The sequence below is a fragment of the Clostridium sp. LS genome (assembly GCF_002760435.1).
In the GTDB taxonomy this organism is placed as follows: Bacteria; Bacillota; Clostridia; order Clostridiales; family Clostridiaceae; genus Clostridium.
This window is the reverse complement of record NZ_AUUU01000239.1, coordinates 1-573: the sequence shown is the minus strand read 5'-3', so window position 1 is coordinate 573 and position 573 is coordinate 1. Positions and strand designations below refer to the sequence as shown.

Annotated in this window: 1 protein-coding gene; it reads left to right on the top strand. The window is 25.7% G+C overall.

Annotated features, from left to right (window positions below; translation table 11 throughout):
- Positions 1 to 147: rhodanese-like domain-containing protein (locus tag COL3_RS29465; protein ID WP_143327585.1), on the top strand; the 147-nt coding region annotated here is incomplete at its 5' end.
- Positions 148 to 573 lie beyond the last annotated feature (426 nt).

Genomic DNA, 573 nt, shown 5'->3' with positions numbered 1-573 from the left:
TATTTAAATAAAAATAAAGAGTACTACATAATGTGTCAATCTGGAGGAAGAAGTGCAAGAGCTTGTAACAGCCTTAAAAGTCAAGGTTTTGATGTTATTAATGTTGCAGGGGGAATGGGATCATATGTAGGAACTAAAAGAAAATAGTCAGAAGTTATTTATATATAAATATTATTAAAATAATTAATTTAGAAACAGAAGCCAATTAAATAACTTTATATAAAAGTTTATATTTTGATTATTGAAAGAGAGAAAACTAGAAATTAGTTATTCTCTCTTTTTTATAGAATATGTGTGTGACTATATCACTTATATTTTCCAAAGATTTATATATAATAAAGTCATGGAAGGAAATAAATAGATAATCATAAGAGATAAAAAGAAGTAACTTGTAGAATTTTTACTAGTCGCTATAAGTTTAGTTAGCAGAATGTTAATAAATATAAAGAGAGAATATGCAAAATTACAATAGTTAAAGATTTATATTAAAATTTACGAGTTTAGAAGGAGGCAAATATTATGAAGAAGAAAATATTAATAGTTGGAGGAGTTGCAGGGGGAGCATCAGCTGCT